Raw genomic sequence first — 12,075 nt, forward strand, 5'->3', positions numbered from 1 at the left:
CGGTCACTTCACCGAGCCCGCCATCACCCCCTGCACGAAGTGCCGCTGGAACGCGAAGAACACGGCCACCGGCACCACCAGGGACAGGAAGGCCCCCGGTGCGAGGACGTCGATGTTGCTTCCGAACTGCCGTATCTGTGACTGGAGTTGCACGGTCAGCGGCTGCGAGGAGCTGTCCGCGAAGAGCAGGGCGACCAGCATGTCGTTCCACACCCACAGGAACTGGAAGATGGCGAGGCTGGCGAGGGCCGGCCGGCCCACCGGGAGGACCAGGCGGGTGAAGATCCGCCATTCGCTGCCGCCGTCCATCCGGGCCGCCTCCAGCATCTCCTTCGGTATCTCGACGAAGTAGTTGCGCAGCAGGAACACCGCGAACGGCAGCCCGTACGCCACGTGGAAGAGGACGACTCCGGGGATCGTGCCGAACAGGCCCAGCTGGCCGAAGAGTTTGGCGACCGGCAGCAGGCCGATCTGCACCGGCACCACCAACAGCGCGACCACGCCCAGGAAGACGGCCTCGCGGCCGGGGAAGTCGAGCCAGGCGAAGGCGTATCCGGCGAGCGCAGCGAGGACCACGACCAGGACGGTCGTCGGGACCGAGATCAGGACGGTGTTCCAGAACGCCTGGGTCATCCCGGCGTTCTTCAGCAGCTCCGAGTAGTTGTCGAAGGAGAGTTCTCCGGGACTGGCGAAGACCGTCCACCAGCCGCCCTCGGCGGTGTCCTCGGCCGACCGCAGCGAGGACAGGAACAGCCCGGCCAGCGGGGTGACCCAGACCAGGCCGATCACCACGAGGACGGCCTGCACGAGACCGTTGGCGAGCCCGCGCCGTACCGCGTTCATCGCTGACTCCTTCGGAAGCGGCGGACGTTGAAGACCATCGCCGGAACGACGAGCAGCAGGAGCAGCACGCCGAGCGCGCTGCCGAGCCCCTGGTTGTTGCCGCCGCCGAACGACACCAGCCACATCTGCGTCGCCAGGACGGTGGCGTCCTCCTGCACCGGACCGGGCGCGATGATGTAGACGAGGTCGAAGACCTTCATCACGTTGATCACCAGGGTGACGAAGACGACGGTGAGGACGGGTGCCAGCAGCGGGACGGTGATCCGGCGGAAGATCTGCCACTCGTTCGCGCCGTCCATCCGGGCGGCCTCCAGGGCGTCCCGCGGAAGCGTCGAGAGCCCGGCGCCGATCAGCACCATGGAGAAGCCGGTCCAGATCCACAGGTACGCCCCGATGATCGCCGGCGTGACCAGGGCGGGCCCGAGCCAGGAGATCCCGTCGTAGGGCTGCGCGAAGTTGGACGCGGGCAGGCGCAGGGCGTACGAGCCCGCGTCCAGGCCGGTGAAGCGGAAGGAGCCGTCGGAGGCCGTGGTGGTGGTCGCGGCCGTCCGTCCGTCGCGCACCGCCTCGACCTTCATCTGCGGCAGTCCGCTCTCCCGCCGGTCGACCTCGCCCGGTGTCCCTCCCCCGCCGGGCGTGAAGTCGAGGTAGACCACGCCGCGCAGTTCGTCCGGCACGGCCGTGCGGCCGGCGGCCTGGTACGCGGGCCGGGTGCCGGTGGGCAGGTCCTTCGGCGGGACGCCGACCAGCGGCAGGGTCACCGAGTCGCCCGGGGACGCGTTCGCACCGGTCCGGTACGAGCCGTCCGCCGCCAGGGTGAGTCCCTGGCCCTCACGTCCGCGTGCCGTCGGGTACGCCGAGGCGTCCTTGAAGACGTCGTGGACGGAGACGGCGGCGGCGTTCAGGACGCCCTTGTCGGGGTCCTCGTCGTAGGCGAGCCGGAAGATGATGCCGGCGGCCAGGAAGGACACCGCCATCGGCATGAACAGCAGCAGCTTGAAGGCGGTGGCCCAGCGCACCTTCTCCACCAGGACGGCGAGGATCAGGCCGAGGCCGGTGAGCAGGGCGGGCGCCACGACGACCCAGATCGCCGTGTTGCGTACGGCCTTGACGGTGGCCGGGTCGCGGAACATCTCGGTGTAGTTCTCGCCGCCGACGAACCGGGTGCCGGAGGCGTCGAAGAAGCTGCGGCCGACGGAGAACAGCACCGGGTAGACGACGAGGGCGCCCAGCAGGAGCAGCGCGGGGAGGGCGAACAGCAGGGCGACGATCCGTCCCCGCCGGCGCAGGCGCCGCGCGCGGTCGGCGAGGCCGGCGGGCGGTGGTGGAGCCGTCTCTTCGACAAGGGTCGCGGTCATGGCCGGTCAGCCCTTGTAGGCCTTGGCCGCCGCGGCTTCCAGCGCGGCCGCGGTCGCCTTCGGGTCGGACGGGTCGCGCAGGAAGTCCTGGAGCAGCTTCCACTCCCCGGCGCCCTTCGTGCCGCCGAACGCGGCCGGGGCCTGGTCCGACATGTCGAAGCGGACCGAGTCCCCGGCGTCGACGAGGGACTTGGCGGTGGCTCGGGTGACGTCGTCGCCGTACGAGGCGAGGTCGAGCTTCTTGTTCGGGGACAGGAAGCCGCCCGCCTCGGCCCATACGGCGGCGGCCTCGGGGGTGGCCAGGTACTCCAGGAGGGCCATGCCCGCCTTGCTGTTCTTGCCGTCCTTCAGGACGACCGCGGCGTCGCCGCCGCTGACCACGGGGGCCTCGCCGCCGCCGACCGCGGGGAACGGGAAGAAGTTCGCGTCCTTGCCGATCGACTTTCCGAACTGGTCCTTGGCGACGCCGGCCACGAAGTCGCCCTCGTAGACCATGCCCGCCTCGGGCTTCGGGCCGAACACCTTCTCCACGGAGCCCGGGAAGTCGGTGTTCAGGGCGCCCTTCTGGCCGCCCGCCAGCAGTTGCCTGTCCTTGAACAGCTTGCCGAGCGTGGTGAGCGCCTCGACGACGGAGGGGTCGGTCCACTTCAGCTCGTGGGTGGCGAGGGCGTCGTACTTCTCGGGTCCGGCCTGGGAGAGGTAGATGTTCTCGAACCAGTCGGTGAGGGTCCAGCCGTCCTGCCCGGCGACCGCGAAGGCGGCCAGTCCGGAGTCCGAGACGGTGTGTCCGGCCTTCAGCAGGTCGTCGTACGTGGTCGGCGGCTCGACCCCGGCCTGGGCGAGGGCGTCGGGGCTGTACCAGACGGTCGACTTGTGGGCGGCCTTGAAGTAGAGGCCGTAGAGGGTGCCGTCGACGCTGCCGTACGTCTTCCAGACGGGGGCGAAGTTGGTGTCGACGGCCTTCTCGGTGGTGCCGGAGAGCTGCTTGAGCCAGCCGTTCTCCGCGAACTGCTGGAGCACGCCGACCTGCGGGACCATCACCACGTCGGGAGCGTTGCCGCCCTCGATCTTGCTGCCGACGACGGTGGAGACGTTGTCGCCGGTGGACACGAACCGGGTCTTCGCGCCGGTCTTCTCGGCGAACGCGTCCAGCACCTTCTGGAAGTTCTTCTGCTCGCTGCCGGACCAGACGCCGGCGACGGTGACGGTCTGGCCGCCGAGGGCCTTGTCGCCGCCGCCCGCCGAGACGGGGTCGCCCGAGCCGCAGGCGGTGGCGCCGAACGTCAGGGCGAGGGCGGTGCAGCCGGTGAGGAGGGTCGTACGTCGTCGCATCATCGTTGATGTCCCTTCGGGGAGTGGGGAGTTGACGGGAGTCAGAGGTCGCCGAGCCACCAGGCGGAGGTGGAGCCGGGCAGTACGCCGGCCGGGCAGGGACCGCTGGACAACAGGGGCGTGCCGGAGACCGGCGCGGGGGTGGGGGCCGTACCGAAGTTGACGGCGCAGACGAGCCCGTCGCCGCGGGCGAAGGCGAGGACACCGGGCGGGGCGTCCAGCCAGCGCAGCGTGCCCTCACCCAACTGAGGCAGAGCGGAACGGAGTTGTAGGCCGTCGCGGTACAGGTGCCAGAAGGAGCGGGTGTCGGCGAGGGCGCGGTCGGTGGCGTATTCGGCGAAGTAGTCCGGCTGCGGCAGCCATGGCTTGGCGCCCTCGGCGCCGGAGGTGAAGCCGAACGGCGAGGCCTGGCCCGACCACGGCAGCGGGACGCGGCAGCCGTCGCGGATGCGGGCGCGGCTGCCGGTGCGCCGGAAGATCGGGTCGGTGAGTACGTCGTCGGGCAGGTCGACGACCTCGGGCAGCCCGAGTTCCTCGCCCTGGTAGATGTACGCGGCGCCGGGCAGCGCCAGCATCAGCAGGGCGGCGGCGCGGGCGCGGGCGGTGCCGAGTCCGCTGCCTTCGGTGGCGGGTTCGCCGTAGCGGGTGACGGTGCGGACCTGGTCGTGGTTGTTGAGGACCCAGGTGACCGTCGAGCCCGTGCCGGCGATGTCCTCCATGGCCTCGGAGACGACCTTGCGGAAGGCGTCGGCGCTCCAGGGGGCGCTCAGCAGGTCGAAGAAGAAGGCCTGGTGCAGTTCGTCGGGGCGGACGTAGCGGGCGTGTTCGCGTGCGGTGGGCACCGACACCTCGCCGACGAGGAGGCGTTCGCGGCCGTCGCGTGCCGTGTACTCCTCGCAGACCGCCCGCCAGTGCCGCCACACGTCGTGCACCTCGGGCTGGTTCCAGGCTAGCGGGTTGACCGAGTCGCGGGTGCGGGCGTCGGCCTCGGGGTCCGGGGAGTCGGGCAGGTCGGGGTGTTTGAACAGACCGGCGGCGACGTCGATGCGGAAGCCGTCGGCGCCCCGGTCCAGCCAGAAGCGCAGGACCCGGTCGAACTCGGCGGCCACCTCGGGGGTGCGCCAGTTCCAGTCGGGCTGCTCGGGGGTGAACATGTGGAGGTACCACTGGCCGGGCCGCCCGTCCGGCTCGGTCACCCGGCTCCAGGCCGGTCCGCCGAACATGGCGTGCCAGTTGTTGGGCGGCTCGCTTCCGTCGGGGCCGCGGCCGTCGGCGAAGTGGAAGCGGGCGCGGGCGGGGCTGCCGGGCCCGGCGGCGATGGCCTCGCGGAACCAGGGGTGCTCGCTGGAGCAGTGGTTGGGCACGATGTCCAGGAGCACCTTGACGCCGAGCCGCCGGGCGGCCGCCACCAGCAGGTCGAACTCGGCGAGGTCGCCGAAGATCGGGTCGACGTCGCAGTAGTCGGCCACGTCGTAGCCGTGGTCGTGCTGCGGGGAGGGGTAGAAGGGGCTGAGCCAGATCCCGTCCACCCCGAGCTTCTTGAGGTACGGCAGTCCGGACCGGACGCCGGCGAGGTCGCCGACGCCGTCGCCGGTGCTGTCCAGGAAGCTGCGGACGTACACCTGGTAGATCACTGCGTCGCGCCACCAGTGGTGGGCGTCGATGCGCTGGAGACTCACCCCGTTGACCTGTCTGTGCGAGCTGACGTTATGCATGCATGTTAGGTAGGCATGTCGAGAGGAAGTCAACGAGTAGGCAGGAATTACCGAGGAGTTGGTCGGGCAAATAGGGAGATATAGGGGCACGCAAAGGCAAGGTGAGACCGGCGCGTTACCTAACAGGTAACTAGCGCGGGCGCGTCGGGCGCGTGCTTATCGAGAAGGGACGGCCGCGAGTTCGCGCGCCAGTCGGCGCACCGCGGCCTCGGGCGTCCCGTGCCCGGTCATCGCGTCGTGCACCACCGCCTGCACCACCAGGCTCACCTGGTCGTAGCGCGCGCTCTTGGGGCGCGGTGCGGCGGCGAGGACGCTCTCGCGCAGGGTCGGCAGATAGGGGAAGTGCCGGATCAGCGCGGGGTCCTCGTACAGCGCGGCCCGGACCGGCGGCAGGGCGCCACGGGTGAGGACCTGGCGCTGCACCGGTTCGCTGGTGAGGTAGGCGATGAGCCGCGCGGCCGAGTCGGGGTGTTCGGCATGGGAGTTGACGGCCAGGTTGGAGCCGCCCAGGACGCTGGTCCCCGGACCGTCGGGGCCCGGCAGCGGTACGGCGCCGATCCGCCCGGCGACCCGCGAGTTCGGGGCCGAGGCGGCGACGTAGGCGTACGGCCAGTTGCGCAGGAAGAGGAGCCGGCCGTCCTGGAAGGCCTGCTTCGACTCCTCCTCCTTGTACGTCAGCGCCTCCTGGGGTATCCAGCCCTCGCGCACCCCTCGGGCGAGGAACGCGATGCCCTCGCGGGCCCCGGCCGAGTTCACGGTGACGCGGGTCCCCTCGTCACCGAGGATGGTGCCGCCCGCCGAGTAGACGGCCTCGGCCGCGTTGACGGTGAGTCCCTCGTACGGCAGGAACTGGCCGGCGTAGCCGCCGAGTCCGTGCCTGGGGGCGATGGTCCTCGCGGCCCGTTCCAGTTCGGCCCAGGTGCGCGGCGGCGGGACTCCCTCCTCGGCTAGGACGTCCTTGCGGTAGAGGAGGAGTCCGGCGTTCGTGACGTACGGGACGGCGTAGAGCTGTCCGTCGTAGGTCGCCGTGTCCACGACCGGTGGCAGGAAGGTCCTCAGGGGGAAGCGGTCACGGGGCAGCGGACGTATCCAGCCCGCCGCGGCGAACTCCGGTGTCCAGTTGACGTCGATGTTCAGGACGTCGAAGCGGCTGCGGTCGCCGCCGCGCAGGTCGGTCGTCATCTGCGCGTGCGTCTCGTCGGCGGAGTCCGGCAGCTCGACGAGCGTGACCCGCTCACCGGGATGCGTGCGGTTCCAGCCCTCCAGCAGCGGGCCGAGATAACCCGTGAGGTCTCCGGCGGTGGCGAGGGTCAGCGGCCCCCGGCCGTCCGCGCCCCCCTGCTGCGCACCGGCACCCGAGGCGACGTAACCGGTGAGGATCACCACGAGGACGAGGAGGCCCCTACCGGCGGCGTGTATCCACCGCATAGGTTCCTCCCTGTACACCGGCACGGGCGTCCTCGCCCGGTCAGAGGCCATGTATACCTGTTAGGTATGCGCGATACTAGGGCCTGGAGCACATTACGAGGACTAGGAGGACAGCACGCGTGCGCCTTGCCCTCCTGGCTCTTCTCGCGCGCGGCCCCGCCCACGGCTACGAGCTCAAACAGGACCTTGAGCAACTGCTGGGCTCCGCGTACCCTCAGCCGAACGTCGGCCAGATCTACGTCACGCTCGGCCGCCTGGAGAAGACGGGCCTGATCGAGGGCGAAGAGGTCGAGCAGTCGAGCCGTCCCAACAAGAAGATCTACCACCTCACCGACGCCGGACGGGACGAGCTGCGCGCCTGGTACGAGGAGACGGCGGACGAGCCGCGCGTGCGGGACGAGTTCTTCATGAAGCTCGCCCTCGCCCCGCAGACCGGCCTCGCCGACCAGATCGCCCTCATCAACAGACAGCGGCGCCAGTACCTCAACACCATGCGCAGCCTGTCGAAGCTGGCGGCCGCCGAGAACCGCGACAACCGCATCTCCCAGCTGCTGATCGAGGGCGCGATGCTGCACCTGCAGGCCGACCTCGACTGGCTGGAGCGATGCCAGGAAGAGCTGGAGGAACCGGAGTGAGCGACAGCCCCGTTCCCTTGCTGCGCGCCGAGGGCCTGGTCAAGACCCACCACGGCGAGGGCGCCCCGGCGCACGCCGTGCGCGGCGTCGACCTGCGCGTACGCGGCGGCGAGTTCGTGGCGATCACCGGCCCCTCCGGCGCCGGGAAGTCGACCCTGCTGCATCTCCTCGGCGGACTCCAGCGGCCCGACAGCGGCAGCCTCTGGCTGGACGGCGAGCGCACCGACGCCTACAGCGAGTCACGCTGGGCGGTCGAGCGCAGGAAGCGCATCGGCATCGTCTTCCAGTTCTTCAACCTGGTCTCCAACCTGTCCGTCGCCGACAACGTCGAACTGCCCGCCCTGCTAGCCGGCCTCTCCCCCCGGCAGGCGCGCGCCGAGCGGGAGGGACTGCTGGCCGAGCTGGGGCTCGCCGGCAAGGACCGCAGCATGCCGGGCGAGCTGTCCGGCGGCGAGCAACAGCGGGTCGCGCTGGCCCGCGCCCTGGTCAACCGCCCGCCCCTGCTGCTCGCCGACGAACCCGCGGGCAGCCTGGACAGCAAGGGCACCCGCGAGGTGATGCGGCTGCTGTCCCGCTTCCACCAGCGTGGCCAGACCATCGTGCTGGTCACCCATGACGCCCGGCTCGCGAGCGCCGCGGACCGGGTGATCAGCTTCTTCGACGGACGGATAGCCGACGACGCGGAACTCGACGGCACGCCGTCCCGCGGCACCGGCATATCCGGCGTGCTGGAGCTGAAGGACTGACATGCGGGCGTACGACGATCCCCGGAAGGGCTGAGCCGGTGCGAGCGACTGCGCGCTGGGCCCACTCCGATCTGCGCACCCACCGCGGGGAGGCGCTGTTCCTGGTGCTCGCCACGGCGGGCATCGTGGCCTCCCTGCTGCTGGCCACGGCCCTGTTCGGGTACGCCACCAACCCCTGGCAGCGGGTGTTCACCCAGGCGCGCGGCGCGCACGTGTGGCTGCACACCGGACCGACGGCCGCCGCGGACCGGCTCGCCGCACTGGCCGGCGTCGAGTCCGTCGCCGGCCCCTACCCGGTCGCCTCCACCACCGTGACCTCCCGCGGCGCCCGCGCCTCCGTCGAACTGCGCGGCACACCCGAGCTGCCCGCCGTGGGCCGCCCGCTCCTCACCGCCGGTCACTGGCTGGACCCGGCGACCCCCGACGGTGTCGTCCTGGACGGCCGCCTCGCCCGCGCCCTGGTGGCCGAACCCGGCGACACCCTCACCCTGCCCGGCACATCGCGCGCACTGACCGTCCTCGGCATCGCCGACAGCGCCGAACCGCGCTACCGCCCCGGCGACCGGCCCGGCCTCGTCTGGGCGCTCCCCTCCGCCGTGCCGGACCCGGACGGCCAGGTGACCGGCCTGCGGCTGACCGATGCCGACGACACCGACTACGCCGTCCAGCGGGCCGTGACCGTGCTGGGCTCCGGCGCGGTCAGCGAGGTCTCCACCTGGCAGCAGGCCCGTGCCGAGGCCCAGGGCGACAACCGGCTCCTCGGGCAGGTGCTGGGCCTGTTCGGGCTCGGCGCGCTGGTCGCCGCCGGTCTCGCCGTGCACGGGGCGATCGGCACCCGCATCCGCGGCCATCTGCGGGACATCTCCGTGCTGAAGGCGATCGGCTTCACCCCGGGCCAGGTCGTGCGGATCTTCCTGCTCCAGCACATCGCCTACGCACTGCTGGGCGCCACGGCCGCCGCGGCCCTCGTCCAGGCGCTGGGCAGCCATGTCCCGGGGCGGCTGGGGGACGCCGTCGGCGTGTGGCAGAACCTGCCCGGCCATGCCGTGGCGCTGGTCTCGGTACCCGTGGCGGTGGTGCTGTTCATCGGCGCGACCACCGGGCTCGCCGCCTGGCGGGCGGGGCGGGTGCCGCCGGTGCCGGTGCCCCGGCCGGCCGCTCCGGCGGGCGGAAGGCTGTCCGGTGTGGCACGCCGGGCGCTGGGGCTACGGGTGCCGCCCGCGCTGGTCCTGGGCTGGCACACGGCGTTCACCCGGCGGCCGCGCTCCGTGGCGACGGTGGCCCGGCTGGCGCTGCCCCTGCTGCTGATCGTGGTCGCGCTGAGCGCCTGGACCACCATCGACCGCTTCCGCAGCAGCCCCGAGGAGACGGGCCTGCCGGCCGCGCTCACCGTCCACGCCGACGCCGGGCTGTCGGACCGGGACACCCGCGCCCTGCTGGAACGCGACCCGCAGGTCGCCGCCGCCTACCCGGGCGTCGAGGTCGCCGCCCTGGTCCCCGGCCAGACGGCCACGATCGCCCTGCGCGGCCTCGGTACCCGCCAGGACCCCTACCCGTACAGCCTGGTGGAGGGGCGCCCGGCGGACGGCCGGGACGAGGCGGTGGCCGGACAGGGCCTGCTCGACCTGCTCGACGTACGCGTCGGCGACTGGGTGCGGATGACGGTGGGCGAGCAGCCGCAGATCCTGCACATCGTGGGCCGCAGCATCGAACCGGAGAACGCCGGCCGGGTCATCTCCACCTCGCTCGACACCCTCCGCGAGAACGATCCGGGGCTCGGCCCGACGCTGTACCAGCTGCGGTTGCGCCCCGGCGCCGACCCCGGCACGGTGGCCGGGCGGCTGGCCACGGCCGGGGAGGGCCGTCTGGACGTGCACGCCGTGACGAACCCGGCCGACGGGCTCTCCCCGCTGCGCGGGGTGTTCGTGGGCCTGATCGCCGTCCTCGCCCTGATCGGGCTCATCGAGCTGCTGACCACGATCGGCGGCACCGTGCGCGAGGGCGAGCGGGATCTGCTGGCGCTCAAGGCCATCGGTCTGTCGCCCCGCCAGATCACCGCGATCACGGTCACCGCCACCGGCTGTACCGCCCTGGCCGCCGTCCTCGTCGGCACGGCACTGGGCACGCCGCTCGCGCACTGGCTGATCGACGCCCAGGGCAGGTCGAGCGGCATCGGCGCCGGGATCGCGCACGGTCCGTCGCCCGTCCTGCTGCTGCTGTTCGGCGCGGCGGCGGTGCTGGGCGCGACCGCGCTCGCCGCCGTACCGGCGACCCGCGCCGCCCGTCGGCGCCTCGCGGACACGCTCAGCTCGGTGACCTGAGAGCGGTGGGACAGGGTGGTCTGGGAGCGGGGGGACGAGGTGACCTGAGAGCGGTGGGGCGGGGCGGCCAGGACTGACCGGGGCGCCCCGCCCCACCGCGCGAGCTCGTCACTACCGGCCGCGTCACTACCGGCCGCGCAGCTCCCGGTACGTCGCGACGAGGGCCTTCGTCGAGGCGTCCAGGCCGGGGACGTCGGCGCCCTCGGTGAGGGCGGGTTCGACGCGCTTGGCGAGGACCTTGCCGAGTTCGAGGCGTCCAGGCCGGGGACGTCGGCGCCCTCGGTGAGGGCGGGTTCGACGCGCTTGGCGAGGACCTTGCCGAGTTCGACGCCCCACTGGTCGAAGGAGTCGATGTCCCAGATCGCGCCCTGGACGAACACCTTGTGCTCGTAGAGCGCGATGAGCTGGCCGAGCACCGACGGGGTCAGCTCGGCGGCCAGGATCGTGGTCGTGGGGTGGTTGCCACGGAACGTCTTGTGGGCCACCAGCTCCTCCGCCATCCCCTCGGCGCGGACCTCGTCGGGGGTCTTGCCGAAGGCCAGTGCCTGCGTCTGCGCGAAGAAGTTCGCCATCAACAGGTCGTGCTGCGCCCGGAGTTCCTCGCTCAGCTCGCCGACGGGACGGGCGAAGCCGATGAAGTCCGCCGGGATCAGCTTCGTGCCCTGGTGGATCAACTGGTAGTACGCGTGCTGCCCGTTGGTCCCCGGCGTGCCCCAGACCACGGGCCCGGTCTGCCACTCGACGGCCGGCCCGCACGGTCCACGGACTTGCCGTTGGACTCCATGTCGAGCTGCTGGAGATAGGCGGTGAACTTCGACAGGTAGTGGCTGTACGGCAGCACCGCGTGCGACTGCGCGTCGTGGAAGTTGCCGTACCAGACACCCAGCAGGCCCAGCAGCAGCGGGGCGTTGGCCTCCGCGGGCGCGGTGCGGAAGTGCTCGTCGACCAGGTGGAAGCCGTCGAGCATCTCGCGGAAGCGGTCCGCACCGATGGCGATCATCAGGGACAGGCCGATCGCCGAGTCGAACGAGTAGCGACCGCCGACCCAGTCCCAGAACTCGAACATGTTGGCGGTGTCGATGCCGAACCCGGCCACCTTCTCGGCGTTCGTCGACAGCGCGACGAAATGCTTGGCGACGGCGGCCTCGTCACCGAGCGCGGCCAGCAGCCAGGTGCGGGCCGAGGTGGCGTTGGTAATCGTCTCGATCGTGGTGAACGTCTTCGACGCGATGATGAACAGCGTCTCGGCCGGGTCCAGGTCCCGGGTCGCCTCGTGCAGATCGGCACCGTCGACGTTCGACACGAAGCGGACCGTGAGGTCGCGGTCGGTGAACGCCCGCAGTGCCTCGTAGGCCATCGCCGGGCCGAGGTCGGAGCCGCCGATGCCGATGTTGACGACGTTCCTGATGCGCCGGCCGGTGTGGCCGGTCCAGTCACCGGAGCGGACCCGCTCGGCGAAGTCCGCCATCCGGTCGAGCACCGCGTGCACCGCGGGCACGACGTTCTCCCCGTCCACCTCGATCACCGCGTCACGCGCAGCGCGCAACGCGGTGTGCAGGACGGCACGGTCCTCGGTGATGTTGATCCGCTCGCCGCGGAACATGGCGTCCCGGAGCCCGAACACGCCGGTGGCGGCGGCCAGCTCGCGCAACAGCGCGAGGGTCTCATCGGTGATCAGATGCTTGGAATAGTCGATG

At 71.6% G+C, this 12,075-nt stretch carries 8 protein-coding genes and 1 pseudogene; 3 read left to right on the top strand and 6 right to left on the bottom strand.

Going from position 1 to position 12,075, the window contains the following annotated elements; genetic code table 11:
- Positions 1-3: 3 nt before the first annotated feature.
- From BM536_RS21885 to BM536_RS21905, 5 genes are all read right to left on the bottom strand, one after another.
- Positions 4-843: a carbohydrate ABC transporter permease gene (locus BM536_RS21885; RefSeq protein WP_073494546.1), complete on the bottom strand. Its 840-nt coding sequence runs from the start codon at positions 841-843 to the stop codon at positions 4-6.
- On the bottom strand, positions 840-2,201 hold the full coding sequence (locus BM536_RS21890; RefSeq protein WP_073494548.1) for a carbohydrate ABC transporter permease: 1,362 nt from the start codon (positions 2,199-2,201) through the stop codon (positions 840-842). The genes BM536_RS21885 and BM536_RS21890 overlap by 4 nt, the downstream gene beginning before the upstream one ends.
- Before the next feature lie 6 nt (positions 2,202-2,207).
- Entirely contained in the window at positions 2,208-3,536 is a 1,329-nt protein-coding gene (locus BM536_RS21895; protein ID WP_073494551.1) for an ABC transporter substrate-binding protein, read from the bottom strand.
- A gap of 38 nt (positions 3,537-3,574) precedes the next feature.
- Complete coding sequence (locus BM536_RS21900; protein WP_245873689.1) at positions 3,575-5,248, bottom strand: glycoside hydrolase family 13 protein; 1,674 nt, start codon at positions 5,246-5,248, stop codon at positions 3,575-3,577.
- 156 nt (positions 5,249-5,404) lie between these two features.
- Positions 5,405-6,676, bottom strand: a complete 1,272-nt coding sequence (locus tag BM536_RS21905; RefSeq protein WP_073494553.1) for an ABC transporter substrate-binding protein — start codon at positions 6,674-6,676, stop codon at positions 5,405-5,407.
- A 119-nt stretch (positions 6,677-6,795) separates the two neighbouring features.
- On the opposite strand from BM536_RS21905, the gene BM536_RS21910 reads away from it, so the two are divergent.
- Genes BM536_RS21910 through BM536_RS21920 form a run of 3 tightly spaced genes read left to right on the top strand, consistent with a single transcriptional unit; the run spans position 6,796 to position 10,378 of the window.
- A complete protein-coding gene (locus tag BM536_RS21910) occupies positions 6,796-7,311 on the top strand; it encodes a PadR family transcriptional regulator (RefSeq protein ID WP_073494555.1) in 516 nt (171 codons plus the stop codon).
- Positions 7,281-8,057, top strand: coding sequence for an ABC transporter ATP-binding protein (locus tag BM536_RS21915; RefSeq protein WP_073494557.1), 777 nt, complete (start codon positions 7,281-7,283; stop codon positions 8,055-8,057). The genes BM536_RS21910 and BM536_RS21915 overlap by 31 nt, the downstream gene beginning before the upstream one ends.
- Before the next feature lie 38 nt (positions 8,058-8,095).
- On the top strand, positions 8,096-10,378 hold the full coding sequence (locus tag BM536_RS21920) for an ABC transporter permease (RefSeq protein WP_094103366.1): 2,283 nt from the start codon (positions 8,096-8,098) through the stop codon (positions 10,376-10,378).
- 239 nt (positions 10,379-10,617) lie between these two features.
- On the opposite strand, the pseudogene pgi reads toward BM536_RS21920, so the two are convergent.
- Positions 10,618-12,075, bottom strand: a pseudogene (pgi, locus tag BM536_RS21925) (glucose-6-phosphate isomerase); the annotation flags it as partial.

This window comes from Streptomyces phaeoluteigriseus (assembly GCF_001896135.2).
Classification (GTDB): domain Bacteria; phylum Actinomycetota; class Actinomycetes; order Streptomycetales; family Streptomycetaceae; genus Streptomyces; species Streptomyces phaeoluteigriseus.